This window comes from Bacillus sp. FSL K6-3431 (assembly GCF_038002605.1).
Taxonomy (GTDB): domain Bacteria; phylum Bacillota; class Bacilli; order Bacillales; family Bacillaceae_C; genus Lederbergia.
On record NZ_JBBOCT010000001.1, the window covers coordinates 2,161,432 to 2,186,892 of the forward strand.

26 protein-coding genes and 2 riboswitches are annotated in these 25,461 nt (G+C 36.0%); of the genes, 2 read left to right on the forward strand and 24 right to left on the reverse strand.

What is annotated here, in order from left to right; all coding sequences use genetic code 11:
* Positions 1-75: 75 nt before the first annotated feature.
* The 12 genes from ftsX to flaG form a co-directional block, all read right to left on the reverse strand.
* Positions 76-960, reverse strand: coding sequence for a permease-like cell division protein FtsX (gene ftsX / locus MHB53_RS11115; protein WP_340918142.1), 885 nt, complete (start codon positions 958-960; stop codon positions 76-78).
* The gene (gene ftsE, locus MHB53_RS11120) at positions 950-1,636 is read right to left on the reverse strand and encodes a cell division ATP-binding protein FtsE (RefSeq protein WP_340918144.1); all 687 of its coding nucleotides are present in this window, start codon (positions 1,634-1,636) and stop codon (positions 950-952) included. The genes ftsX and ftsE overlap by 11 nt, the downstream gene beginning before the upstream one ends.
* Positions 1,637-2,117: 481 nt before the next feature.
* Positions 2,118-2,441 (reverse strand): cytochrome c551, encoded by a 324-nt coding sequence (cccB, locus tag MHB53_RS11125; RefSeq protein ID WP_340918147.1) that lies wholly within the window; start codon positions 2,439-2,441, stop codon positions 2,118-2,120.
* A gap of 126 nt (positions 2,442-2,567) precedes the next feature.
* A protein-coding gene (gene prfB, locus MHB53_RS11130) for a peptide chain release factor 2 (RefSeq protein ID WP_340918150.1) occupies positions 2,568-3,666 on the reverse strand; the annotation gives its coding sequence in 2 pieces (ribosomal slippage) (positions 2,568-3,593 and positions 3,595-3,666; 1,098 coding nt in all).
* A gap of 156 nt (positions 3,667-3,822) precedes the next feature.
* Positions 3,823-6,336: a preprotein translocase subunit SecA gene (gene secA / locus MHB53_RS11135; RefSeq protein WP_340918153.1), complete on the reverse strand. Its 2,514-nt coding sequence runs from the start codon at positions 6,334-6,336 to the stop codon at positions 3,823-3,825.
* 211 nt (positions 6,337-6,547) lie between these two features.
* A complete protein-coding gene (locus MHB53_RS11140) occupies positions 6,548-7,081 on the reverse strand; it encodes a chromate transporter (RefSeq protein WP_340918155.1) in 534 nt (177 codons plus the stop codon).
* A complete protein-coding gene (locus tag MHB53_RS11145) occupies positions 7,078-7,635 on the reverse strand; it encodes a chromate transporter (RefSeq protein WP_340918159.1) in 558 nt (185 codons plus the stop codon). Before MHB53_RS11145 ends, MHB53_RS11140 begins: the two co-directional genes overlap by 4 nt.
* Before the next feature lie 131 nt (positions 7,636-7,766).
* A complete protein-coding gene (gene hpf / locus MHB53_RS11150; RefSeq protein ID WP_340918163.1) occupies positions 7,767-8,318 on the reverse strand; it encodes a ribosome hibernation-promoting factor, HPF/YfiA family in 552 nt (183 codons plus the stop codon).
* 266 nt (positions 8,319-8,584) lie between these two features.
* Complete coding sequence (locus MHB53_RS11155; protein ID WP_340918165.1) at positions 8,585-8,938, reverse strand: flagellar protein FliT; 354 nt, start codon at positions 8,936-8,938, stop codon at positions 8,585-8,587.
* Complete coding sequence (fliS, locus tag MHB53_RS11160) at positions 8,938-9,342, reverse strand: flagellar export chaperone FliS (RefSeq protein WP_340918166.1); 405 nt, start codon at positions 9,340-9,342, stop codon at positions 8,938-8,940. Before fliS ends, MHB53_RS11155 begins: the two co-directional genes overlap by 1 nt.
* A gap of 32 nt (positions 9,343-9,374) precedes the next feature.
* Complete coding sequence (gene fliD, locus MHB53_RS11165) at positions 9,375-11,384, reverse strand: flagellar filament capping protein FliD (RefSeq protein WP_340918169.1); 2,010 nt, start codon at positions 11,382-11,384, stop codon at positions 9,375-9,377.
* A 119-nt stretch (positions 11,385-11,503) separates the two neighbouring features.
* A complete protein-coding gene (gene flaG, locus MHB53_RS11170) occupies positions 11,504-11,878 on the reverse strand; it encodes a flagellar protein FlaG (RefSeq protein ID WP_340918171.1) in 375 nt (124 codons plus the stop codon).
* Positions 11,879-12,100: 222 nt separating this feature from the next.
* On the opposite strand from flaG, the gene MHB53_RS11175 reads away from it, so the two are divergent.
* Positions 12,101-12,373: a spore coat protein gene (locus tag MHB53_RS11175; RefSeq protein WP_445661425.1), complete on the forward strand. Its 273-nt coding sequence runs from the start codon at positions 12,101-12,103 to the stop codon at positions 12,371-12,373.
* 95 nt (positions 12,374-12,468) lie between these two features.
* Here MHB53_RS11175 and MHB53_RS11180 read toward each other — a convergent pair whose 3' ends face one another.
* Complete coding sequence (locus MHB53_RS11180; protein ID WP_340918172.1) at positions 12,469-12,951, reverse strand: glutathione peroxidase; 483 nt, start codon at positions 12,949-12,951, stop codon at positions 12,469-12,471.
* A 161-nt stretch (positions 12,952-13,112) separates the two neighbouring features.
* Between MHB53_RS11180 and MHB53_RS11185 the strand changes: the two genes are divergently transcribed.
* The gene (locus MHB53_RS11185) at positions 13,113-13,238 is read left to right on the forward strand and encodes a hypothetical protein (RefSeq protein WP_340918174.1); all 126 of its coding nucleotides are present in this window, start codon (positions 13,113-13,115) and stop codon (positions 13,236-13,238) included.
* A 109-nt stretch (positions 13,239-13,347) separates the two neighbouring features.
* On the opposite strand, the gene tenA is transcribed toward MHB53_RS11185, so the two are convergent.
* From tenA to MHB53_RS11240, 11 genes are all read right to left on the reverse strand, one after another.
* Positions 13,348-14,034 (reverse strand): thiaminase II, encoded by a 687-nt coding sequence (gene tenA, locus MHB53_RS11190; protein WP_340918176.1) that lies wholly within the window; start codon positions 14,032-14,034, stop codon positions 13,348-13,350.
* Between the two features lie 84 nt (positions 14,035-14,118).
* Positions 14,119-14,226, reverse strand: a riboswitch (TPP riboswitch).
* Positions 14,227-14,458: 232 nt separating this feature from the next.
* Positions 14,459-14,872 carry a YkvA family protein gene (locus tag MHB53_RS11195; protein WP_340918178.1) on the reverse strand — a complete coding sequence of 138 codons (414 nt, stop codon included), beginning with the start codon at positions 14,870-14,872 and terminating at the stop codon, positions 14,459-14,461.
* 79 nt (positions 14,873-14,951) lie between these two features.
* On the reverse strand, positions 14,952-15,974 hold the full coding sequence (gene nadR / locus MHB53_RS11200; RefSeq protein ID WP_340918179.1) for a multifunctional transcriptional regulator/nicotinamide-nucleotide adenylyltransferase/ribosylnicotinamide kinase NadR: 1,023 nt from the start codon (positions 15,972-15,974) through the stop codon (positions 14,952-14,954).
* On the reverse strand, positions 15,971-16,696 hold the full coding sequence (pnuC, locus tag MHB53_RS11205) for a nicotinamide riboside transporter PnuC (RefSeq protein WP_340918181.1): 726 nt from the start codon (positions 16,694-16,696) through the stop codon (positions 15,971-15,973). Before pnuC ends, nadR begins: the two co-directional genes overlap by 4 nt.
* Complete coding sequence (locus MHB53_RS11210) at positions 16,696-17,586, reverse strand: NUDIX hydrolase (protein ID WP_340918183.1); 891 nt, start codon at positions 17,584-17,586, stop codon at positions 16,696-16,698. Before MHB53_RS11210 ends, pnuC begins: the two co-directional genes overlap by 1 nt.
* Positions 17,587-17,730: 144 nt before the next feature.
* Positions 17,731-19,842 (reverse strand): sensor domain-containing phosphodiesterase, encoded by a 2,112-nt coding sequence (locus MHB53_RS11215; protein WP_340918186.1) that lies wholly within the window; start codon positions 19,840-19,842, stop codon positions 17,731-17,733.
* A 265-nt stretch (positions 19,843-20,107) separates the two neighbouring features.
* Positions 20,108-20,275, reverse strand: coding sequence for a YezD family protein (locus MHB53_RS11220; RefSeq protein WP_340918187.1), 168 nt, complete (start codon positions 20,273-20,275; stop codon positions 20,108-20,110).
* A 175-nt stretch (positions 20,276-20,450) separates the two neighbouring features.
* Positions 20,451-20,560: riboswitch (SAM riboswitch) on the reverse strand.
* Positions 20,561-20,702: 142 nt separating this feature from the next.
* The gene (locus tag MHB53_RS11225) at positions 20,703-21,842 is read right to left on the reverse strand and encodes a J domain-containing protein (protein ID WP_340918189.1); all 1,140 of its coding nucleotides are present in this window, start codon (positions 21,840-21,842) and stop codon (positions 20,703-20,705) included.
* Positions 21,843-22,013: 171 nt separating this feature from the next.
* Positions 22,014-23,732, reverse strand: coding sequence for an Hsp70 family protein (locus tag MHB53_RS11230; RefSeq protein WP_340918191.1), 1,719 nt, complete (start codon positions 23,730-23,732; stop codon positions 22,014-22,016).
* Between the two features lie 27 nt (positions 23,733-23,759).
* Positions 23,760-24,296, reverse strand: a complete 537-nt coding sequence (gene grpE / locus MHB53_RS11235; protein ID WP_340918193.1) for a nucleotide exchange factor GrpE — start codon at positions 24,294-24,296, stop codon at positions 23,760-23,762.
* Positions 24,297-24,499: 203 nt separating this feature from the next.
* Positions 24,500-25,387, reverse strand: a complete 888-nt coding sequence (locus MHB53_RS11240; RefSeq protein ID WP_340918196.1) for an AraC family transcriptional regulator — start codon at positions 25,385-25,387, stop codon at positions 24,500-24,502.
* Positions 25,388-25,461: the final 74 nt, after the last annotated feature.

Sequence of the window (25,461 nt, forward strand, 5' to 3'; positions counted from 1 at the left end):
TACTTCCCCTTTCTCTCTCCCTAGTTTTATCTACAATCGTAATGATTATAGTTATGTGTCTCTCTCTCAAACCAATTAAATCTTTAGGAAACGTCGGACTGACATAAAGCTTCCCCAACCGCCTATAATAACTCCAATTAGCAAAATAATCACTGAAACTTGATACACGAAAGGATTATAGGCTAATGGTATAAGCAATTGCCCCGGAATACGAGCTACCATGAAATCATAAGCATAATAATATCCAGTAGCAACTACCGTTATTGGGATAATCGCTCCTAATAATCCAAGCCACATTCCTTCTAATAGAAATGGCCAACGAATGAACCAGTTTGTAGCTCCTACCAATTTCATTATTTCAATTTCTCGTCTTCTAGCAAATATTGCAATCTTTATTGTATTTGATATTAAAAACATCGCGGTAAATAACAAGCCAATAATTAAAACAATTCCAACGTTACGACTTGTCTTTAATATATTGAATAAGCTTTCGACTTTTTTCTCGCCGTATAATGCCGAATTCACAAAGTTAAGTTTATTAATTTTCTTAGCAACAATCGGCGTATCAGTAGGTTTCTTCGTTTTTACGACAAATACATCATGCAATGGGTTTTTTTGTTCTAAAAGCTCCCATTCTTTTCCCATCGATTCTATTAGATGTGTCAATTCATCTTCCTTAGATGAAAATTTAACAGATTCAACTAGATCTATAGACTCTATTTCTTTTTGAAGTTCTGCAATATTTTCTTTATTTGCAGTAAGTTCAACATGTGTCTTAATCTCCACATCTTTTTCGATATCCGTTGCAAACTTATTCATGTTCAGCATAATAACGAAGAAAACTCCGACTAACAGTAAAGTGACAGTCACTGCGCTTGCAGAAGCAAATGTCATCCAGCCGTTGCGGCGCAAACTCTTAAAACTTTCGCGAAAATGCCGCCCAATAGTTCTAGCCTTCATAACCATACTCTCCTCGCTGCTCATCACGTACAATTCGTCCATTTTCAATAGCCACAACACGATGTTTAATTGTGTTAACAATTTCTCTATTGTGAGTAGCCATGATAATCGTCGTACCCTGTATGTTAATTTCTTCAAGCAAACTCATAATCTCCCATGATGTTTCTGGATCAAGATTACCCGTCGGCTCATCCGCAATTACAAGTTTAGGTTTGTTGACAATGGATCTTGCGATCGAAACCCGCTGTTGCTCGCCCCCAGATAATTCCGTTGGAAGCATTCGTACTTTATGTTTTAAACCAACTAGCGAAAGTACTTCCATTACTAGCTTTTTAATTTCTGCAGGTCGTTGTTCGATCACTTCAAGTGCAAATGCAACATTTTCAAATACAGTCAATGTTGGCAATAGTTTAAAGTCTTGAAATACAACACCAATATTTCTACGTAAAAATGGAACTTGCTTGTTTTTTAGTTTTGCTAAATTTATACCATTTACAATGACTTCACCTGAAGTAGGCTTTTCCTCCCGGTACATCATTTTGATAAACGTAGACTTACCAGCTCCGCTTGGTCCTACTACATAAAGAAATTCGCCGTCTTTGATACTAATATTCAAGTCATTAGCGGCGATAATACCATTTGAATATTTTTTTACTACCTTTTTCATTTCTATCATATATTTCACCCGGCTTCCAACCAACTCGTGCCATCGCAGTGGTCTTGTCCCAACACTTGGAATTTCTAGAACAAAAACGGTGGTTTAACTTTTTCTGTTTTTCATCATTATTTTTATAAAGATGAAAAAGCTGAAGTAATTAGTCTGATGCTGACAATTTATAACCCAAACTAATTATAACATCAGATTTTAATATGTTAAGGGAAATCTATATTACAATTTCATTTCATTTTAGATATTTTGTAACATATTCATACAAAATGCGTGTAATTCCTTTTACTCAGACGGAAGTAGGACTTTAGAATGGAAATTGTTGGTTAATATCTTTTCAATATAGTCATTAGTATGGGGTTTTTTTGAAACTTTAGTTGAATTATCAAGGAGAATTCTCGTCGATTGATCAATATTACATGGAAGAACCATATTCCCTCTTTTACACGCAAAAAAAAATGCAGCCGCAACAGCTGCATTTTTTAACTTTTTACTTTTTTTCTGATAACCATTCGGCAACTTTAACTGCTTCATCGCCTTCAATAAGGCCAGCCGGCATTGCACCACGGCCATTTTCAATTACATCTAAAATTTCCTCTTTATCTAAAGTTGCACCAATTTTGTCTAATGCAGGGCCATTACGGCCTTCTAAGTTTTCTCCATGACAAGAGATGCAGCTTTTATTAACAATTGCTTCAGCATCATTTACAGATGCACCTTCATCGGCATTTTTATCGCCATTACCACCGCCGCAAGCTGTAAGAATAATTGCGAGCGTTGCTCCCATCATTATACCTAATAACTTTTTTTTCATGGATACATCTCCTTAACAAATGTTAATTCTAGTATACCAACTAACAGGCTTTTTTAAACATTTTGTCCTTGATCCCATGGAACGAATGCTTAATTGTATCTAAAGGGTGACAATCATATCAAAAAATTAGATCCGCGAACGTAAGTATGCATCTATAAATGGATCAATTTCTCCATCCGTTACAGCATGCACATTGCCAATTTCTGCATTCGTTCGATGATCCTTAACCATTGAGTACGGATGAAAAACATAAGAACGAATCTGGCTTCCCCAACCTATTTCCTTTTGTTCGCCACGAATTTCAGCCATCGCCTTCTCTTTTTCCTCAATTTCCCTTTGATAAAGCTTTGCTTTCAATAACTTCATCGCTTGTTCACGGTTTTTAATTTGCGAACGTTCGTTTTGACATGTAACAACAGTTCCAGTCGGAATATGGGTAATTCGAACAGCTGAATCTGTCGTATTAACATGTTGTCCACCTGCGCCACTTGCTCGGTACGTGTCAACCTTAATATCTTCTGTTCTAATTTCAATTTCAATTTCTCCGGTGAATTCAGGAACAACATCACATGACACGAAAGATGTGTGACGGCGACCTGATGAATCAAATGGAGAAATTCGTACAAGTCGATGTACGCCCTTTTCTGCTTTTAAATAGCCGTATGCATTATGGCCTTTGATGAGCAACGTCACACTTTTAATGCCAGCTTCATCCCCTGGTAAATAATCAAGTGTCTCTACTTTAAATCCTTTTTTCTCCGCCCAACGAGTATACATCCGGAGTAGAATGGAACCCCAATCCTGTGATTCCGTTCCACCTGCTCCTGGATGCAATTCCAGAATAGCGTTGTTTTGATCGTATGGATCACTTAATAAAAGTTGTAATTCAAACTCATTTAATTGTTCGATCAGCGCTTTTAGTTCTTCCTCAAGTTCTGCTTCCAAATCTGCTTCTGATTCTTCTTTTACAAGCTCATGTGTCAACTCAAGATTTTCCTGAGTTTCCACAAGATCTTTATACTCATTGACCAGATCTTTTAATGCATTTACTTCATTTATTATTACTTGTGCCCCTTGCTGGTCATCCCAGAATCCAGGTTCAAGCATTGTTTCATCCAATTCAGCTATTCTTGTCTCTTTTTCTTCTAAGTCAAAGAGACCCCCTAAAATCAGCTAAACGCTTTGCTGAGTTTTCTAATTCTGCTTTTATTTCAAATAATTCCATTACAGTCCACCTCAATTATCAGTTTAGCATGCTTTAATTCAAATATTTTTATCCCGATTTTTCTTTAGGTTTTAAGAACCCCACATCTAAGCGAAGCGTATGTGGTAGAATCCCCGCTTGATTTCACGATGTTTCAGCTTGCTGAAACGAGTTCACTTATGCGAGTCTTCCGTGACAGTTTTTGTATTTTTTTCCACTGCCACAAGGACATGGGGCATTTCGCCCGATATTTTCCTCTTTACGCATCGGTTTCTTTTTTACTGCTCCGCCTTCTTCTTTCGGATTAACAGCTTGCCCTTTGGCTACTTCTTCGCGTTCCAAATTATTACGTATTTCCGCCTTCATGACATATTTAGCTGCATCTTCTTCAATCGATGCGATCATACTTTCAAACATCGCGAATCCTTCACTTTGGTATTCTCTAAGCGGGTCAATTTGACCATAAGCTCTTAAATGGATACCTTGACGAAGTTGTTCCATCGCATCGATATGATCAATCCATTTTGTATCTACAGATCTTAGTAAAATAACCTTTTCAAATTCGCGCATTTGGTCCGAAGTCAAAAGCTCTTCTTTTTCATCATAACGAACTTTAATTTGATCAATAATCATTTCAATCATTTCATCCGGCTCTTTACCACTTAAGCCCGAAACAGTAATATCTCCTTCTGGCAAAAGGTTAGCATGAATATAGTCTACAATTCCTTGCAAATTCCATTGTGTTTCTTCTTCATGTTTAGGCGTATGAGTATGAATGATATTTTCTACGACAGTTCGAATCATATTCTCAACAATTTCACGCAAATTTTCTGATTCCATTACATCGTTCCGTTGTTTGTAAATAATTTCTCGTTGCTGACGTAGTACGTCATCATATTGAAGTAGCTGTTTCCTTGCATCAAAGTTATTACCTTCCACTCGCTTCTGCGCGGATTCTACAGCTTTGGATACCATTCTACTTTGAATTGGTTGGGAATCATCCATACCAAGACGTTCCATCATCGATTTCATATTATCTGATCCGAACCTTCGCATCAGTTCATCTTCCATAGATAAATAAAACTGAGTAATACCAGGGTCACCTTGACGTCCCGAACGTCCACGCAACTGATTATCAATTCGACGTGATTCATGGCGTTCAGTACCAATTACAGCAAGACCACCTAGAGCTTTCACTCCATCACCGAGTTTAATATCAGTACCTCGACCAGCCATATTAGTAGCAATTGTTATTGCACCGGGCTGCCCCGCTCCAATAATAATTTCCGCTTCACGACCATGATTTTTTGCATTTAGTACATTATGTTTTACGCCTTTTTTCAATAGAAGGGAAGAAATCAATTCTGATGTTTCAATTGCTACAGTACCAACGAGAACCGGTTGGCCTTTTCTATAACGTTCTTCTATATCCTCAACAACTGCTCTGAATTTTCCTTCCATGGACGAATAGATAAGGTCTGCACGATCATCCCTCATAATTGGTTGATTAGTCGGAATAGCGATAACGCGCATATTATAAATATTACGGAATTCTTCTTCTTCTGTTTTCGCTGTACCTGTCATACCAGCTAATTTTTCATACATCCGGAAGTAGTTTTGAAAAGTGATTGTCGCCATTGTCATCGATTCATTTTGAATTTCCGCGCCTTCCTTTGCTTCAATTGCTTGGTGGAGTCCATCGCTAAAACGGCGCCCTTTCATTAGTCTTCCAGTGAATTGATCGACAATAACAATTTCATTTTCTTGGACAACATAATCAATATCCAAATGCATACTAACATGCGCTTTTAAAGCTTGATTAATATGATGATTTAACGTTACTTGAGATATGTCGAAGAGATTATCTACTTTAAAATACCGCTCTGCTTTATTGATACCTTCTTCTGTTAGCTGAACACCTTTTGTTTTCTCATCATACGTATAATCCTCTTCTTTTTTCAACATCGTTACAAACGAATTTCCCTGCAAATACATTTGCGTGGATTTTTGTGCTTGTCCCGATATAATAAGTGGAGTTCTAGCTTCATCAATTAAAATCGAATCGACCTCATCAATTACAGCATAATGAAGTGGACGTTGAACTCTTTGTTCCGCATAAAGAACCATATTATCGCGTAGATAATCGAAACCAAACTCATTGTTTGTCCCGTAAGTAATATCCGCTTGATATGCTTCTTGCTTTTCTTCCTTTGTCATACTGTTCAAATTCATGCCAACTGTCAAGCCAAGAAATTCGTACAGCTCACCCATCTCACTAGCATCACGGCTCGCTAAATATTCGTTTACGGTAACAACATGAACACCTTTTCCCGTAAGGGCATTTAAATATACGGGCATTGTTGCTGTAAGTGTTTTACCTTCACCAGTTTTCATTTCGGATATATTACCTTCATGCAGGGTCGCAGCCCCCATAAGTTGAACCGGATAAGGATATAGTCCTAGAACGCGACGAGCAGCTTCACGTACTACAGCAAATGCCTCCTCAAGAAGGTCATCCAGGGTTTCACCATTCTGGTATCTCTCTTTGAATGCATCCGTCTTTCCACGCAATTGATCATCCGATAATTTTTCCATCTCAGATTCAAGACTACCTACTTGATCCGCAATTTTATCAAGACGTTTTAATTCACGGTTATTAGGATCGAACATTTTTTTGATAAAAGTAACCATTTAATACGCTCCCTTTACTTTCAAATATGAGCAGACTTCTTTATATATATCAACCTGGACAATTTTCCAGAAAATATGATAAAAAACTAAATCTAAGGAAAACCTTATAGTAAAATAATACAAATTACCCTACTTATCTTATCACTATTAAAGGCCAGGTTCAATTGTCACCTCTGAGGTGTACCACAAAGTTCCACTTTCCTTTAGGCTATTATAGAAAGATGGCACCATAAAGAAGCGCTCCCGCAATTACATATGCCGGATGAACTTTTCTTAATTGAAGTAAAAAGATACTAACTATACTGATTAATATCGTCTGAAAATAACCAGCACTATTTTCCGAAATTGAGCTCGAAAAAAAGTTAACAGTAAGCATTCCAAGTAAAACGGCAATTGCTGGTCTCACGAGCTGGGTCATACGTTTCACCTGAGGAGAATTTTTAAACCTTAATAAGAGTCCAAGCAAGGATATCATTAATAGTAAAGATGGAGCTACGGTTGCAAACAAAGCTATAACTGCTCCTGGAATACCAGCTTGTTGATAACCGATATAACCAGCCATTTTCGTAGCAATTGGTCCTGGTAAAGCATTTCCCATTGCTAATACTTCACTGAATTCATCTACTGTCAGCCAATCATATTTTCCGACCACTTCATTTTCAATAAGTGGGATCGAAGACGGACCACCGCCATAACCAAGTATGCCTGGAATAAAGAATGCAATAAAAACATGCCAATAAATCACGAACGTTCACCTCTCTTACCTGTTCTCCTGCGAGAGAAAAGTGCAGCACATAATAAACCTGTAATTAATATAGCTGGATGAATGCCGAGCAGTTCTAAACTAAGTATACTTAATACGATCAGTAACACCGTCCACTTCCAACCTAGAGTAGCTTTCGACTTTACAATAAAGTCCCATGTTAACAACCCCATCATGACTCCTGCAACTGGAATTACCGCACGCGACATACCAGCTACCCATGGTTTATCTTTATGTGCAGTTAGAAGAGTAAGAAAAATGACCATTAGCGCTACAGTTGGAATAACAGTAGCAAATAAAGCATTCAACATACCGACTAATCCTCCCACTCGCCAACCAATATAGCCAGCCATTTTTGTATTAATTGGCCCTGGTAGTGCATTTGCTAATGCAAGCACATCAGAAAACTCTTCATCATTCATCCATTTATATGTATGTACGACTTCTCTTTGGACAAGTGGAATCGCAGATGGACCACCACCAAATCCAAGTATCCCGGAACGAAAAAACGCAATGAATATGTCTTTTTGTTTCATCATCTCAACTGCTTTCTAATGGAAGTTAGTTTCATAATCCTTTAATAAATTAAGTATATTTACCGAATTGTACAGTAGACACTATAAATCAATAAAAAAAGCACACACCCAAGGTGCGTGCTTTACTTGTATTAATTTGTTTCGATTAAGCCATACTTTCCATCTTTTCGTTGATAAACAATATTGGTAGCATTTGTTTCCGCATCTGTATATACGAAGAAACTATGTCCCAGCATATTCATTTGCAAGACAGCCTCTTCGCTATCCATAGGTTTTAAATGGAATTGCTTTGTTCGAACAATATTTAGTTCGTCTTCGTCATCCTCGGCTACTGAGCCATTCGCACCTGTTGCAAAAAACTCATTTATATTGCCTTTTTCGCGGAATTTACGATTTACTTTAGTTTTATGTTTACGAATTTGTCTTTCTAACTTGTCTATGATTAAATCAATCGCTGCATACATATCATTATTCGTTTCTTCAGCACGTAATACAAGCTGCGGAAGCGGAATGGTTATTTCAACTTTAGATTTTTTATCTGGATTTACTTTTAAATTCACATGTACATTTGCTTCTGGAATTTCATTAAAATAGCGTTCGAGTTTACTTACCTTTTTTTCAATGTGGTCTCTTAATGCCTCTGTTACCTCGATGTTTTCTCCACGTATTTGGTAGTTTAGCATAAAAACTCCTCCTTATTAAAGGCTATATATATACTATTCTATATACCACATAAAAATCCTGCTTAATCTCGATAAAAATTTTGTCGAATTTATGAGAATCTAGAAAAAAGATGGAATTACACTGATATTACCCATTTTGGCGATAACCTGACCAAATTTATGGTTAAACAATTTTTTTAATCACAATTTAATATGTGCTTCTCTAAGCTTATTTTAGAACCGTCAAGAAAAGAACATCATCTAGATAACGTCGATGAGCAAGACGCTTATTTACGTTTGTCATAGAATGCTCCGTCAAATTCCTGCATACTTGCATATGGATTGGAATACCGTGTGGCAGAGGCACGTTTTTGTTCAAGTTGATTTAAGTCTTTTTTTATATGTATCCGAATATTTGCTAATAATGGATCCAGTTCTTTGTTAAGTTTTAAAATTTGCTTGCCAATTTTATTTTCTTGCGGAGAAAAGGGACCTTGGATAGTAGGCAATATTTCCTCACGTTTTTGCATTAACTCTTCAATTTGAAATATTACTGTATCACGGTCCACATGATTGACTGTTTTCGCCAGTTCAATAAGTTGCAATGTAATAAAAACGCATGTTTCTAGCTGTTTTTTCATTATATCGAGCCACCAGCTACTGCGTGCTTTTGCTGCCTGTTCATCTGAATGGCTTGTTTCCAAGTATCACGAAACTCAGTAATCAATTCTTCTACTTCTGTTAGCATAGCGATATCATTATGAATATTTGCCTCAATTAATCGGCGATTGGCGTAATCATATAATGACATCATATTATTTGAAACCGCTAGATCCATGTTCAATGTAACCATTAGCTCACTAATAATATTTTGCGCCTTTTGGATATTAGTATTTTTCGCCTCTATATTTTTCGTTTCGACCGCATTTTTCGCCATATTAATAAATTTCAAACAGCCATTATAAAGCATTAATGTTAATTCTCCAGGTGATGCAGTGGTTACAGAATTCGTTTTATACGCTTGGTAAGGATTATTCTTAGCCAACTTTATACCACTCCTTGTTTCTCTTCAGCTTATTATAATCCGCTAAATTGTTGCATTAAATACGCAGACTGACTATTCGCCTGCTGAATCGCCTTTTCCATTGCTGTGAACTGCTTCCAGTAACGTGCCTCTACAGTCTTCATTTTATCTTCAAACCTGTCAATACCTTTACCGACGTTTAATAATTCTAGCCCTAATGAAAATTGTTGGTTTGTAGAAGTCGCTCTACCTGCTTTATCTTGCACTTTTTTAATAGAACCATCTACAGTGTCATAAAGCTTATGAATAATCCCTTGACTAGCTCCATTACCAGTACCACGGAATAAATTTTCGACAGATTCGGGATCCTTTTCCAGGGCGGCTTTTAATTTCGCCTCATCAATTTCCAATTTTCCACCTTCCATATAATTGGCTGTTGTTTTAATACCAATACTTGCAAGTTGATTGAAAAAACCGTTCGTTTCAACCGATTTCGACATATCGAGCCGCATTGCGGATAAGACACCTGACAAAACAGGATCATTTTTCAATAAGCCACTTCTCGCAATTTCATCCCACTTCTCTTGCTGCTTATCCGAAAGTTCTTCACGTTCTTCTTCTGTCAAAGGTTTATAATCACGATTCTTTTCTTCATTTAATTTCTTACCAACTTCTGCAATAAGCTCATTGTATTGTTCAACGAACCTTTTGATGTTTTCAAATACTTGGTTGCTATCATTGGCAACCCCGATAGAAATGGATTCCTCAAATGTTTGTTTGAGTGTAAATGTGACTCCACTCATATCGAAGGTGTTGGAAGAGCGTTCAGTTTCAAGACCATTTATTGTGAATTTGGCGTTTTGACCACCAGTTTCGTTTTCTATTTTATTATCGAAATGTAAAACATTCTCCATGAAAGCCCCTGAGACAACAATTTCAGCATTTTTAGTCGAAACATTACCATTTCCATCTAAGGTATCTTTATTAAAATCGCCAGTTTCTTTTCTCGTTAAAGTCATTCGTTGAGTATGAGAATCATAAAACATCGTGACTCCTGCTTCAGATTCATTTACTTTACGGATAACACTGTTTAATGTATCACTTTTTGTAATAAAGAATTGTTCGTTCTTTTCACCTTTTGATGTATGGGTATTAATATTAAAGGTTGAGTAATTTTGTGTATAGGTTACTTGAATATCCGTTTCCTCAGTACGCTCTGGGTCAAAAGTAATTGTTCCTGTTGTAAGATTTAATTTACCTACACCTTCAAGTTTAACAAAACCATTTTCATCAGCAGGAGTAGTATTATTTATAGTAAAATTCTTATCTCCGATAGTAATGTTAGCAGTCGCAATTGACCCTGCTCCGATATTCCAAACACTCATAGGGTTGTCATTGTCTCCATGATAACTAAACACCACTGTTTTTTCCTTAAGTATATAATCAACTTTAACAACGCTATCTTTTGCTATCGGGGTACCAAAATCAAGGGTGCCATCCTCGGCAATGGTAACTTGTCCTGCCTGAGGAGGAGAAGTAGTGACTACTTCCAATCTTTGTCCATTCACTTTTATACTTGCTGTTCCCGACTCCGGTTTACCCTCAAGTTTCAGAGTTTGATTCCCATCTTTAACATTAAAAGTTTGTGACTGTACGACACCTTGACTCCAAAAACCTGCCCCCATATCTTGACTACCAAAACTTTTCTCAGGATCAATCGTAACATTACCAGCATTAATTCTCGTCGCAGCCGTCGCCAATTGTTCCACTTTAGATATCGAATAAGAGGCTTGCGACGCTCCACTTGTCACTGTTGCCGATATTTTATCTTCATTTGACGATGTAACTGTTCGCGCTCGGTAATTTGTTGTCAATTTCAATTGTGCAAGTTTGTCACGAAAACTAAGTAATTGTGTATTTAATGCGCGGTAGTCATCGCGCTTCCATTCAAGTATTTGCTTTTTTTGTTTTAATTTATCTAATGGCAATCGTTCTGCTTGCATTAGATTTTTTACCATCGAATCAATGTCCATTCCACTAGCCAATCCAGCTATTCTCATCATCATGCACTCCTATCAATATAAATCAAATTCGCCTTGGGTATTTACGCCCAGCTGAATTGGATACCTGTTTGGCATTCATTTCGCCACTTATAGAAGTGGGAGACTTCTGCTGAGCAAAGTTAAATCTTTTTATCTACCATTAAACCGAGAAATTCCGTCATTGCTGCAAACATATCCAGCATTTTCTTTGGCGGAATCTCTTTAATTACTTCATTGGTTATATCATCCACAATAGTTACATAATATTCATTTAATTCGTCATGAAATTCAAATTTTAAATTAGTATGTGGTGATGCTTGCAAAAAATCATTCATCCCACTAACAATCTTTTTTACTTGTTCTTTAGGATAAACTTGGGACTGTTCTATTTTTCCTAGAATAGCCTTGGCATCAACTTTTGACGCATGAGTGCTTGTTTCTAGTGTATTCTCTTTGGCATTATTTCCAACTGATACAGCTGTATAATCTCCATTAATCCCCACTTGTCCAACCATTTGATTCTCTCCTTCATACATAATGTATGCACTTATTTCTATTATCGGCTTATCAATGGGTTTGTTTAACAAATTTTTTCTTCGGAAAACATTGTTTAATTTTTACCTTTAATCTTCCTTGTGGTTATCGCCCATTTTACAATACCTTCAAGCTCCATTCCTAGTACAAACGCATATAATGGATTGTTATAAATTGATTGTAAATTAAAGGGAGGATGCTTTATGCAACCATATAATGATGTACATGAATATGGATACTACAATTACAATTCCATGGGACACCAAGACGAAAGAATTATTGGTCGTCGCCCATTTGGATTTGGAAGGCGACCTTTTGGTTTCGGTAGACCTTTTGGATATGGATATGGTTTCGGCGTACCATTCGCTACTGGATTACTAGGTGGGCTTGCTGCTGGAGCTCTAATAGGCAGACCATATGGATACGGATACGGCTATCCATATCCGTACCCATATTACCCAAACTATTATTATTGATAAAACGAAACAGACTGGCACTCAAGCCAGTCTGTTTCCTTTCGACATTTCCCGGGAAATTACTCCTAACTCCCATTGCCTCATATGCTATAGATTTACATACTATTTAATTGATGTTTAATATCTACTTCCATATTTTGCGGACTAACCATTGGGGAATAGCGTTTTACAACCTCTCCTTGACGGTCAATGAGAAACTTTGTAAAGTTCCACTTAATACCACTAGTTAAAAAGCCTTTACTCTGAGCAGTTAAATACGCAAAAATTGGATGTATTTCTTTCCCTTTTACATCTACTTTCATAAACATAGGAAATGTAACTCCATAATTTTTTTGACAGAAGGATCGTATTTCATCTTCATTTCCAGGTTCTTGATTTCTAAATTGGTTACATGGAAATCCGAGAACAGTAAAGTCTTCACTTTCATATTTTTCATATAATAATTGTAATTCCGCGAATTGCTTTGTAAATCCGCATTTACTCGCGGTGTTTACAATTAATAAAACCTTACCTGCAAAATCACCAAAATTTATCTCATTTCCATCCATAGATATTGCAGAATATGGATATATGGACATCATATAACCTCCAATCCATTTACACTTAGTTAAGTGTTTTATTGTTATTAACGTAATCATAACAATTTGTTTTTATAATATTTTATTAAACTTCGTGTTTTTTTAAATCAATAGGGAATAAGAAGGAAGGACAGCCATTACTATTAAAGGAGAATGCCTACATGAAAAACAAAGCATTATTTACATCTCTCGCACTTGGTGCAGCATATTTATTAAGAAATGAGAAATCTCGCAACAAAATAATGGATCAAGTTAAAAGTTTTAGCGCCCCTAGAAAAGAAAAATAACAGATATAAGTAAGGTTGGTTCTCCCTCGATCGATACGTGTTGCAATCAGATTTTTCTAATTAACGGAAAAACCCTGTGAAGAATGTATGTCTTCCAGGGTTTTAATTACTAAACTTGTACTTCGTCCGAGACCTTTATCCCCCAGTCCTGAAGCGTATATGACATATCCCAAAAACAGTATTCATAATAAGTACTGATTCTGAATAATTCAAGCATATCAGCATGCTCTTCCTCTGTTGCATTTTCCGCTAATTCATCGAGCCTATCGACCTGTTCTGTTACAAGCGATTTAAACCAATCGCCATTGTATGTGTTAATCCACTCTTGGTATATTGGTTCATCTGGTGTACTTTCTTTTAAATGGCTGCCAATTTCTAGATAAAGCCAATAGCAAGGTAAAAGTGCTGCAATGACATACCCCAAATTCCCTGATAAAACCGCTCTGTATAAATGCGATGTATATGCATAAGCCGTCGGAGCTGGTTGGAATTTCTCCCTGTCTTCACTTGTGATCCCAAGCAGATCTGAAAATCTACGATGTAATCCCATTTCAGCCTCATACGTACCTTGCGCGTGATGGGCCATACGGTTTGTTACAAATAAATCTTTTGATAGTGCAGCACCATATGACTGTACTTTTGCAAATTGAGTTAAATAATAAGAATCCTGCAATACATAGTGACGAAATTTCTCCAATTCCAATTCACCTGTTCCAATTCCCTTTACAAAAGGATGTTCAAAACTAGCATCCCACCATTTTTTTGATACTTCTAAACAATCTTCTGAAAACTTCATCTCTCCAGTCCTCCCCAAAAATTATAATAAACCACATCCTAGTGGAGGAAAGTGACCATTTAAAAAGTAACGAAAAAACATTCATTACTCCGTCATCCACTTCCCTCCGCTGGTATCAACCAGATCAGGTTCCAAGAGTCTCAAAGTCATCCTTTAATCTCAGCCTTTAATAAGGCACCCCTAGTGGCAAATCTTATGCAGTTTTCTTCCTTATTGTACTATATCATGTTAATATTTCAATAATATGAATAATTCCCTATACTTTTTCACTATAATTCGACAAACACAGTTGCGGACCTACTTTCAAACGTAGCTGTCGAACTAAAGACATCAGTTAATAGATTTACGATTTAAACAACATGACGTTGGGGCTAGATAAAAAACAGCATTCCCAGTAAGAAAACTGTTGGAATGCTGTTTTTCCTTATGCAAAGTCATTATCATAGTGAACGCCAAACCAAGCGCTCATTTTCTGACGGGCTTTGTCTTTCGTTTCATCATCGATTGCTTCGTACAGTTTTCCGAGTGCTGCGATTAAAATAGCAGCATCATCACTCAATCCTATAATAGGGAGAAAATCAGGAATAATATCAATTGGTAAAATAAAATAACCTAATGCCCCTAAAATAATCAATCGTGAGCGCCGTGGCAATTTAGGGCTTTTTAGCGCATAAAACAGAACAAGTCCTGCATATAAAGCTTTATGCGCTAGTTTTGTCCCTGTTTTCTTTATCTTGTTAAGGAATTTCGAATCTGAATAATGCTTTTCCATATTATGTGTATGTTCATCAAAGTTTAACTTTTCTAAATGAATTTCAGTTTCTTTTTCTTTTTCCAAAATGCTTCACTCCTTCATTACAAGCACCTCTGTTTACAATACCCTATTTTGGCACTTTTAAGCAAAGCGGAATCTTATGTTACTGCATAATCCTTTCAACTAAATCTCTGCTTTGTTCAAGCCTATCATAATAGCTTCCACTGATTTCATGAAATTCCACCTTGAATTCTCTAAGCATTCTTTTCAATCGCTGATTATTTGCTTCCCTTACGTGATGTTCGCCGTGTGCTCGTGTTCCATCATCTACCCACTTAACATCGGGTTCGAGAAATAAATATAAATCATAGTCTTGGAGTTCTGCGATACTAGTTAAAATTTCTTGCTTTTTATTAACATAAAGCTCTGAATAATACTGTGTAACGATGGCCTCTGTGTCAATAAAAAGCACTTTATTTGCACGTTCCGCTTGTATTTTTTCATGATATTTTTGTTCAAAAGCAATTTCGTGATAATCACCTTTCATTGTAACTGAAACGCAATCTTTGAATTTTTCATAATATGTGCGTCCATATTCTTCTACATATCTCGTATTGAAAATTCTTGCTAGGTTTTTAACAAGTGTAGATTTTCCGCAGCTTTCTGTTCCTACTACAACAACTTTTTTTACAAAATAAGGGCGTACCTCTTCAGGAATCATCTCCCAGTGCTTATATACACCTTCTTCACGAATTTTCGTTGCTGAGATATTTACCATTAAGCGTTGACTATCGATGATTTCATGTGTTGCTAGTGGATACAATTTTTCAAAATAGGGAGAATAACTTTCTTCTGAACTAAAAATGACATCAATTTCCGCTCCGATTGATTGTTTGATTTTTCTCGCACCTTCTTCCCAATCAACAAAAGAACCAGTTTGCTTTTCTTCAATCGCATGAACGTAAACATAATCCATATCTTTAGTTATTTGGCTCCACCAGCGAAGCCGCTGTTTATAAACAATTGGTATGAGATGGCTCTTTTTAAAATAATGTTTTTCATATTCCTCATCGTAGGAAACAATAATATGCAATTCATCTACCATTGTAGAGGCAATAATCATTGCATTCACATGCCCAAGATGAACTGGTAAAAATTTCCCACCAAACATACCTACTTTTTTCATTGATCCAACACCTCCTGTTTACGATATAATTTCCGCCAATTTACATATCCGTATATGCTGTTAATTAAAAATGCAGTCCACATTAGTGCAATAGCCCAGTCATTTCCATCTTGGCGAATCAGTTCAATTATCCACATCGCAATGGAAAAGATATTAACTAAAATCCACACGAGCCATTGTTCCACATATCTTCGAATCATTAGAATTTGTGCAATCACAGATAATACGGTAGTCGCAGAGTCGAGACCGATACTTTTCCCGCCTATATTGACTAGAAACGTCGCATATATCGCCCAAAGAGCAATCGTTAACATTATTAATTGAAACTTTTTCTGAATTCTAGCTATAGCAACATCTTCTCCTTGAGTAATTCCAGTAGCACGATGCTTTCTCCACACATAAATCCCAATAAATTGAGTTGGAAAATAAAATAGTAGATTCAACATCGCGTCACCGAATAGTCCATACGTATAAGCTAAATAGCCATACGTCAGGGTATTAACAATACCAAAGTAATAATTTGTTATTTTCCCTTTTGCAACAAGCACGACACAAAGCATCCCAGTTAAAGATGATACGAGTCCGAGTAAACTATCTTTTAAAGCGAAAAACAAATAGATTGTGATAACCGTAAATGTAGTAAGCCATATTTTTTCAAATAATGTCCATTTGCCAAAATAATGAGTAACTCTTTTTGTGTTGACACTTTCTACAGCTTCCATCACCCATCGCTCCAATCATTTTTAAATGAAAATAATTGTGAAGGCCTATGCCCTGCATCCGTTGTATATTCATTTGTTTCCATCACCATATGGGAGACTTTCCTTCTAAAGTTTGCTTTAATCAACTTTTTATCAAGAATGGTTTCATACACTTTTTGTAGCTCTGTAAGAGTAAATGAATCAGGCATTAATGTAAAAACAATATCCGTATATTGGATTTTGTTACGCAAACGGTCTAGCGCATATACAATAATTTTGGCATGGTCAAAAGCAATTCCATCACTTAGTGTAATTTCCGTATGAACATTTTCTACTTTTCCGCTTTTTACACGATTTACAACCACATCTGCTGTCATTGTTATCTCTTCGTTTTTCAACGTAAGTAGGAATATCTCCTTTTTAACAAATCCGTCTTCCATCATTTTCTTTTCTTCTTTTTGCATTTTTAATGAAGCATTAAACCACTCCGCTTCTTCCGCATCATCTCCCGAGCTAATAGTCAATTTCTTATGATCAACAAGTGCCAAATAAGAGACACTAATAATTCTTGTTCTCGGATCGCGATCAACATTCCCCCAAGTGTAAAGCTGCTCCAAATACACATCCTCCACATTGGTCTCTTCTTTTAACTCCCTATATGCAGCATCTTCCAGACTTTCATCCATCTGTACAAATCCCCCAGGTAATGCCCATTGGTTTTTAAATGGATGCTTTCCTCGCTTAATAAGTAAAATTTTCAATTCCATATTAGGAAGCTTACGATAGTTCTGTTGTTCGCCCCTTGCTACTGTAAAAAGCAACATGTCTACTGTGACCGATGGTCTTTCATAATGTTCTGGATTATATGTTTTTAAAAAACGTTGTTCTGAAGTAGAAGTTTCATTATTCATATAGCACCTCTTCTTATTATCATTTTGATAATATCATTTTGATAATATCATCATACCTGACTTATTATGTTATTGTCAATATGATACTATCAAACAATAAAAAAAGACCTGTTCTTGAATGTGTAGCCATCAGAAACAGGTCGTTTAGATTATATGTGATTTTGAATTGTATTGATGAATCCATTGCTTTACTTCATTGATTGGCATTGGTTTTGAAAAATAATAACCTTGTAACTGTGGACAGCCAAGCTGCTTTAATATTTTCCATTGCTCTACTGTTTCCACACCTTCACTAATAATATTTAACTTCATCATTTTCCCAAGATCAATAATTGTTTTTGTAATACCGAGACTCTTTTCATTATCCGCAATATCTTGAATAAATTGACGATCTATTTTTATCCCATTAACAGGGAAATGCTGTAAATATTGAAAGGCCGAAAATCCCGTACCAAAATCATCAATGCTCACAGTAAAGCCAAGTTGATGAAGTTGCTTCATCCGAGCTTGAACTAAAGTGAAGTCCTCCATCGCTACGTTTTCAGTAATTTCAATATTAAGATTTGCAGGATTCACATTGTACTTTTCTAGACTCCGCTTTAAATAGTCATATAGACTTACATGTAAAAAGTGACGTGGCGAAATATTCACCGATAAGGTAAATTCATCAGTCTCGCTTACATTCCATTTCTCCAATTGTTCAAATGATTGCTCAATGACCCATTCACCAATCGGTATAATAAGTCCCGTGGATTCAGCCAAATTGATGAACTCCATTGGGGTGACTAGGCCACGCTCTGGGTGGTTCCAGCGTATCAATGACTCAAAGCCGATGATTTTTCCTGATAGACAGTCGATTTGTGGTTGATAGTATAATTCAAATTCATTTAAATCTAATGCTCTGCGCATATTCATTTCAATGATTAAATCATTGGCCATCACACTAAACATATTACTTGTAAACCGCGCTTTCACGTTACGGATATTTTTCTTTCTTCCCATGTTTAAAGCAATTTGTGCGGTTTGTAAACATTTCTTTGCATCATCGCCATGATCAGGATAAATACTCACACCATAGCTATGTGTCATATACACTTCCTGTCCCAAAATATACATGGGTTGTAATAATTGATTCATCACTTGTTCAATAGAATCCATTGCTACATTCGTATCACGTCCCGCTGGAAGGAAAATGGCGAAATGATCAAAACCGATACGTCCTAATATCCCATTATCACCGAATATTTCTTGAATACTGTTAGCTGTATGAATGATCACTTCATCCCCCCCGGCATGGCCGAGAACATCTTGGATATTGCTAAATTGATCAAGCTTTAAGTAAACCATTAAACCTTTTTCTTTCACCTTTATCTTTTGCATTTTTTTATTTACTAATTCAAAAAATGCATACTGGTTGGATAGCCCTGTTAACTGATCTACATATGCAAGTTGTTTCATTTCATTTTCCGTTTCAATTCGCTGTTTACGTTCAAATAGGAAGCTTATCATATCAACCAGCGTCCTAACAGTCTCTTGGTTTAATTCAGTCCATATCCTTTGCGAGAAGGATTCACAGCAAAGTATCCCTAAAATACCAGTACTTAAAACAAGTGGTACTTCCAATATTGATTGTGTTTCCGTTACTTCTTGAAAATATTTGAACTTATACCCAAGTACTGCATCCTCTGAAATATCTTCTACAGCAAAAGATCTTCCATTTAGTATTTGTTCGAAATATAATGGCGCATCCTTTTGTTCATATACCCAATCAGAAAAACATTCATCGATATTGCGATTGAATGAATATTGACATTGCAAACTTGTCTTGTCTTCATTAAATAACCATATACTTACACGGTCCGCATCAAGGACCGTTGTAATCGTTTGACAAATTTCTTGTATTAACGATTCAATAGCCTCTTTCGACATTAGCTTTGACTTTGCCAATTCAAACAAACGATGTTGTTGCATGCGTAGCATCTTCTCATGCTCTAATGATAAATATAATCGTCTTTGATCACATGGTGACATATACAGAAGTAGCGATTCTTCCTCAAATGGCACAGAAATAACTTCATAACGTCGACTGTTCATATCCATATAAAACAGTTCCTCTGTGACGTCTTCTTGCCTCTTAATGCGCTGCAAAATTTTTTCGCTATTATTGTTCAATACATTGCAACGATCACTAATCGAAGTATATGTATGGTTTTTCATGTGGTATAGCAATACACAGGGAGCTTGCTGCTCATCCATGCTGTTGCCCCCTTCTTAGAAAATGTTAAATTCCGACAAATCATTATCGATTATTATATCGACTCAACAAAAAATATTTCCAGTAAGATATTAAAATAATATTCGAACGATGTCGAAAACACCGTGCATTTTGTCGAAAAAAAACACGATTTACTATTCAGGAATATCCTTAAATAGTAAACCGCTAGCTGGCTTAAAAGTTAATTTAATGTGTTTTCTTAATTTAAACTCGGTTACTTATTCTTACAACTTTTCAAATTTGTCTTTACTTTTTTACTGAGCCAAGTTTAGTTGCCTGTGAAAATCGCTTTTTTTCATTTTTTTCAATTTGTGTAACCTTACCATCATGCACGGTAATAACGATAGAACCATAGTCAATACTGCTTAATTCCGATTTAATGTAATCAATTACTTTTTCATCTTGGGTAGCCATTGCCATCCCCTCCATTTCTTAAATAAAATGTCAGATCCATAGTGCTTACACAACATTAAGAGTGTAGAAATAGGTATATAATTAATTAAAATTCATGCGTTCCTAACGAACAAAAAACCTCCAACTCTAGTACATATGAGTGGAGGTTCAACGGACATCATGCCCAATTAAAGCACACTCATCTTTAGAATACATAGTATTCTTCTGAAATTAGCACCATACAATATACAATTGCTGGTTGCTGAGGCATCGCAGGGTCAGTCCCTCCGCCTCTCTCGATAAGTTTTACTATTCAGTTATTTAGAATTTTTTAAATAAAGCTATGTATAATATTGTAAATTACTTTTCACTTTGCGTCAATCCCATTTTTAAAAATGGTTAAACATACATATAAAGCACTATATTAAAATTAATTAATACGCTGCATTTAAATAATGCCAAAAGTTTTTAACAAACTAAGAGCAACGATACTGTAGCCGATAAATGCCCGAAATTTCTTACCACGTCGGTAATATAAAATCGCGACAATTATTCCTAAAAGAGGCGCTGCTGTTAATAAAGTAAGAAGCAAACCGACAATCAACGTTACAATGATAGATGATTTATCCAACCATGAATTAGCTGAATCTGAGTCTGCCCCGGACTTTTCACGGGCAACGTATTTTTTTAATTCCACAATACGAGCATTTAAATCATGATCCTTTTTATCATTTAACTTATCAGCAATTGCAACTAAATATTCAACTCCATCTAAGCTATCTCCTGGCTGAATATTATCGACAAAATGTAGTATCATGTTTAATTCCTTTTCACGTTCTTCTTCATTTTTAGGTATCGAGAGGATTGTTTTGCGCACACGATTAAAATCAGTGATATACATATTAACCATATTACCTGGTAACATTAAGAAATCAATAAAAGTCGGTATAAAGTCAATTGTTTTTTCAACCTTTTTATTTCTCATTAGCTTGTTAATGAGAGTTTTTATCTCTTTATATTTTTTTTGTTTCTTGTATATCCGAACTAATAGCTCATATGGCTCACTTTTTTCTGGAAAGTGGGAAATAAATTGCTTACCTGCCTTTTCAGCTTCGTTATTTTGTTCGATTTGTTGATGAGAATATATTGTATAATAATAGCGAAACATATAATCATCTTCTGTCATTGGTTGCATACTTTTCAATTGTCGCAATACATATGCAATATTACCGAGCATATACTCACAAACAATATCTGCTCTCAATAAATCCATACTTGGATCGCCATTAACCATTTCTTGCTTTACTAAATCAAGTGCATCCTCGTACTCACTTTGTTCTATTAATTGAAGAATATGATCCAGCACATTGTCGTATATACTTTCCGGATGGAACATCTGATCATAAGCAATCCTCTCGTTAGCATTGCTTAATATTTCATATGCTTTTCGAATCAACTTAAATTCTTCTGGGTGCTTTTCATTCGTATACATTCTAATTTTACGATGATAGGCTCGCTTTATTTCCTCTTCTGTCGCCTCGTAATCTACTTCTAATATTTCGTAATATGTTAAAGTTTCCGTTATCATTCTTTCGTCACCTATCAATAAAATATAATTTAGAAAAGCACAAGCGTCCTTTTTGCATAATCCTAACATTGGCTATGTGTTTTATATTACAGTTGATTTTTGGCTCAACACTATTCTTTAACTATAAAATGTGATTTCTATTAAAAATTAAATGCTCTACCTTATCTTTACCTAGAGAAGTGAAGATAATTGCTGCTCAAGCTTTTTGATTAAAACGATATTTCCCGTTTCGATCGCATGAGTTAAAGCAGTAAGTAATCCGCCGATTATTTCGTTCTTTTCTGGTGAATTATGTTCCATCTTTCGTTTTGCCTGTAATGTTAGCGCATGTACACTAGCTAGTAGTTCCGAATCAACACGCTCATTTTCCAAACGAGCAAACGATTGATCGATTTCTTTATCAGACATAACCCCTGGTTGGTATTGAATTACTTGTGTTACCTTTTTACCTGTACTTAAAATCTTTGCGTCCACTTGAATCAAACCATTAATATCATAATTGAAGGTTACTTCAAGAGATTGCCGTCCAGCAAGGTCGCGGGGAATACCATCAAGCTTTAGATCATCGGATACTAGTTCTGTCTCACTAATAAACCGCCCCTCCCCTTGATAAACGCTAACATCTACCACTTCCTGATAATCATTTGCAGTATAGTAAAGCTTTGTTTCAGAAACAGGGATTGTACTATTTCGATGAATAATCGGATCAAAAAATCCGTCCATCATTCGACCATTAACATGTAAATTCACTTCAGTACCAAGTGTATATGGACAAACATCAATCGCCATCAAACCGGTTGTGGAATCGATCTCGCCACTTTTTATTGCTGCTTGCACAGCCGCACCAATCGCAACGACCTCATCCGGATTTAAATCTGTCCTAACTGTTTTCTTAAATTCTCGCTCCATGCTTTCGCGTACAAGTGGAATACGTGTACTACCACCGACCATAAGGATTTCGCTAATATCTTCAGCTACTAAATCGGCATCACTTAATGCTAGATTGATTTTATCTAAAGTAGAATTTACTTGGTCGCGAATAACATCTTCAAATCTTGATCTAGTTACTTTCATTTGATGACTAACAGGCACATTGTCTCGCATTCCAATCAGTGGCAGCATTATTTCCGTTTCTAATTGAGTAGACAAGTCAATTTTTGCGTTTTCTGCAGCTTCCTTTAGCATAAAATAGAGCATGTCACTATCAAAAGCTACTTCATCTATTGCATAGCCTTTTTCGCTAGTAAAATCAGCTTTTATCATATTCATTATTGCTTCATCAAAATCTGTTCCACCGAGGAAATTATCCCCAGCACTGGCCTTTACTTCAACTACACCTTCAAATAATTCAACGATGGAGACATCAAATGTTCCACCTCCCAGATCGTAGACAAGCACATGCTGATTTTTATCCATATGCTCATGACAATATGCTAATGCTGCTGCAGTTGGCTCATTAATAATCCGTTCTACCTTCAGTCCTGCCAATTCTCCAGCGATTTTTGTTGCTTTACGCTGTGCATCTGAAAAATAAGCAGGGACAGTAACAACCGCTTCTGTCACTTCTTCTCTTAATTTTTCTTCAGCACTCTTTTTAAAATAAGCTAATATTTTTGAAGAAATTTCTTCTGGACGGTATTTGCGCTCGCCAACTGTTATTTGCTCATCTTTTCCCATTAAACGCTTTACTTCCATTACTGTGTGCCTAGGTAATGATAATGCACCTTTTTTTGCCGAAGAACCAATGATTTCCTCGCCATTAGGCTTTAATTGATAAACTGAAGGAGTCGTTCGTTGGTCACTTCCATTTAACACGATTTCGCTACGTCCATTACGATAGATTGCCATCGCAGAGTTTGTTGTACCAAGATCTATTCCAATTACCGCCATCTATTACACTCCTTAACCATTGAGGTTTCAAATTATTGTCTTTACAAGTGCATCTTGTATCACCTTTCCGCTTTCCTTTAGCTTAAAAGCTCGACGAAATACATATGCAACATGATAGGAAGGGATTTCTTCTATTATTTCCTCGTTTGTTATCGCTCCAAGCGATTCCATAAAATCACCATCGAATTCCTGCCCATATACTGAAATTTCCTCAATACCTAATTGTTCAAGTCGGATAAGCAATTGCCTATGCTGACTGCTAAACTGATTTTTCTTAGCAACATCTATGTTTTGTATAATCGTCCATTCCAACTGATCAATGAGATTAAATGCTGAAACTGCAATACGAGCTATCTCTTCCAGCTTTTCTATTTTTTCAAATGTATGTACATCATGTTCAGCTGTATTCCATATTTTTTGGTATTGTTCTTTTATTTTTTCCTGTTGAAGTTCCAGCGGCTGAATATATGCTACACCCAACAACCCCCGAAAAATTTCGATACTTTCGAAAAATACTTGAAAAAAATCTACAGCTTTCACTCTAGTATTTTTAACTACACCCATAAACTACACCTCATTTTTTTACAAGGGAAGCTCAATCAGATTGCACGTTTGTAAAACAGACATATTTTCCCATGACTAGCGACATTATTACAATTTTACTTGTCAACTTCCATTCATACAACCTATCCAGAAGGTTTTATCAAAGTCAACACTTTAGAACTAGGATAAAGTGAGTAACGATTGGACCTGGCACAGCCAAATGATTAGTCTGTCATGATGTGATCGACAGGCACTGTGTATTTGCTTTCACGAAATTGGCCAGGAGACATACCTATTCGCTTGTTAAAAACTTTAATGAAGTAATTACCAGTTGAATAGCCCACCATTCTCGCAATATCGTCAATAGAATGATTCGTCATCCTTAGTAGCTCAATCGCTTTATCAATACGAATTTTCGTTAAATATTGAACAGGAGTTAAGTTTGTCGTTCTATGAAAAAGTCTTGTAAAATGATATTTAGAAAGTCCCGATGCAATAACCAAATCTCCCAAACCTATTTGATCAGAATAATATTTTTTAGCAAATAAAATGGCCTTTTCCACTTGCTCCGGCCACTTTTCCGTCGATACACCGATATTTAATGCATAGCGGTAAAGCTCCATAATAAAGGAGTAGGCCATTGCAGATGACTCATACGCATCTGTAATATTCCTATTGATCGCCTCTTGAAAAATACTCATTAATAACTTAATTGGCGACGATTCCGGATTGAACTGGATAACATATCCGAGTTTACTATTAATAAAATCGAATGCCTTAACCGCTTCTTTTCCATACAGAGTAATGAACATAAATTCCCAATGTTCACTATCAGCTGGCAAATAATATCGATGCTTACTCGGAATTTGTACGAGAAAAGCTTGTCCTGCCGTCAAAGAGTATTCTTTTCCATCGACATCTATTTTTCCTGCCCCAGAAAACGTATATTGAAAGACACATTTACCATATTCATTTCTTGTCATTCCATCATAGTCGTAATCCTGTGTAGACTTTCTTTCCCACCCTATAGAATAAACTCCTGAAACTTCATTTTGATGCTCACCTGAAAACCGAAAACCAAAAGCTTCAAACTCTTCATTCTTAGTAAGCAATATATTACCCCCCTTTCATTCAATTTTACCATTGAAAGAGCTTACACTAGGATATATCATAAAGTTAATTCAAG

Bases quoted from the DNA above. Each gene is read 5' to 3' on its own strand.
- MHB53_RS11145 (WP_340918159.1), bottom strand. From the start codon at position 7,635: ATGAAACAAAAAGACATATTCATTGCGTTTTTTCGTTCCGGGATACTT.
- hpf (WP_340918163.1), bottom strand. From the start codon at position 8,318: ATGCTAAACTACCAAATACGTGGAGAAAACATCGAGGTAACAGAGGCA.
- MHB53_RS11225 (WP_340918189.1), bottom strand. From the start codon at position 21,842: ATGATAACGGAAACTTTAACATATTACGAAATATTAGAAGTAGATTAC.
- pnuC (WP_340918181.1), bottom strand. From the start codon at position 16,696: ATGGAAGCTGTAGAAAGTGTCAACACAAAAAGAGTTACTCATTATTTT.
- MHB53_RS11210 (WP_340918183.1), bottom strand. From the start codon at position 17,586: ATGAATAATGAAACTTCTACTTCAGAACAACGTTTTTTAAAAACATAT.
- ftsX (WP_340918142.1), bottom strand. From the start codon at position 960: ATGAAGGCTAGAACTATTGGGCGGCATTTTCGCGAAAGTTTTAAGAGT.
- MHB53_RS11220 (WP_340918187.1), bottom strand. From the start codon at position 20,275: ATGGCTACCCAAGATGAAAAAGTAATTGATTACATTAAATCGGAATTA.
- nadR (WP_340918179.1), bottom strand. From the start codon at position 15,974: ATGAAAAAAGTAGGTATGTTTGGTGGGAAATTTTTACCAGTTCATCTT.
- MHB53_RS11185 (WP_340918174.1), top strand. From the start codon at position 13,113: ATGAAAAACAAAGCATTATTTACATCTCTCGCACTTGGTGCAGCATAT.
- MHB53_RS11215 (WP_340918186.1), bottom strand. From the start codon at position 19,842: ATGGATGAGCAGCAAGCTCCCTGTGTATTGCTATACCACATGAAAAAC.
- grpE (WP_340918193.1), bottom strand. From the start codon at position 24,296: ATGGGTGTAGTTAAAAATACTAGAGTGAAAGCTGTAGATTTTTTTCAA.
- MHB53_RS11155 (WP_340918165.1), bottom strand. From the start codon at position 8,938: ATGAAAAAACAGCTAGAAACATGCGTTTTTATTACATTGCAACTTATT.
- fliD (WP_340918169.1), bottom strand. From the start codon at position 11,384: ATGATGAGAATAGCTGGATTGGCTAGTGGAATGGACATTGATTCGATG.
- MHB53_RS11175 (WP_445661425.1), top strand. From the start codon at position 12,101: ATGCAACCATATAATGATGTACATGAATATGGATACTACAATTACAAT.
- ftsE (WP_340918144.1), bottom strand. From the start codon at position 1,636: ATGATAGAAATGAAAAAGGTAGTAAAAAAATATTCAAATGGTATTATC.
- MHB53_RS11180 (WP_340918172.1), bottom strand. From the start codon at position 12,951: ATGTCCATATATCCATATTCTGCAATATCTATGGATGGAAATGAGATA.
- flaG (WP_340918171.1), bottom strand. From the start codon at position 11,878: ATGGTTGGACAAGTGGGGATTAATGGAGATTATACAGCTGTATCAGTT.
- tenA (WP_340918176.1), bottom strand. From the start codon at position 14,034: ATGAAGTTTTCAGAAGATTGTTTAGAAGTATCAAAAAAATGGTGGGAT.
- MHB53_RS11230 (WP_340918191.1), bottom strand. From the start codon at position 23,732: ATGGCGGTAATTGGAATAGATCTTGGTACAACAAACTCTGCGATGGCA.
- cccB (WP_340918147.1), bottom strand. From the start codon at position 2,441: ATGAAAAAAAAGTTATTAGGTATAATGATGGGAGCAACGCTCGCAATT.
- secA (WP_340918153.1), bottom strand. From the start codon at position 6,336: ATGGTTACTTTTATCAAAAAAATGTTCGATCCTAATAACCGTGAATTA.